This is a genomic window from Streptomyces barringtoniae (assembly GCF_020819595.1).
Classification (GTDB): domain Bacteria; phylum Actinomycetota; class Actinomycetes; order Streptomycetales; family Streptomycetaceae; genus Streptomyces; species Streptomyces barringtoniae.
This window is the reverse complement of sequence record NZ_JAJHNP010000134.1, coordinates 1-285: the sequence shown is the minus strand read 5'-3', so window position 1 is coordinate 285 and position 285 is coordinate 1. Positions and strand designations below refer to the sequence as shown.

At 68.1% G+C, this 285-nt stretch carries 1 protein-coding gene; it reads left to right on the top strand.

The features are described 5' to 3' along the window. Positions 1 to 285 (top strand): hypothetical protein (locus LMU33_RS41060; protein WP_228627242.1); only part of this gene is annotated, 285 nt, incomplete at both ends.

Genomic DNA, 285 nt, shown 5'->3' with positions numbered 1-285 from the left:
TATGTGTTCGTGCCCGTGCTGCGCAGGAGCCGTCCTGAGGTGGAAGCGGTTGTTTCGGCTGTTGCCCAGGTGCAGGTCAGGGGCTTCGGTGCCGACTGGGGTGCGTATTTCGAGGGGACGGGCGCGCGGCGGGTGGAGCTGCCGACGTACGCGTTCCAGCGGGAGCGGTTCTGGCTTGAGGTTCCGGCTGTTGCCGTTGCCGGCCGGGATGCGGCCGAAGCCGGTTCGGTGGATGCGCGTTTCTGGGAGGCGGTGGAGCAGGGGGATGTGCAGTCGCTGGCTTCC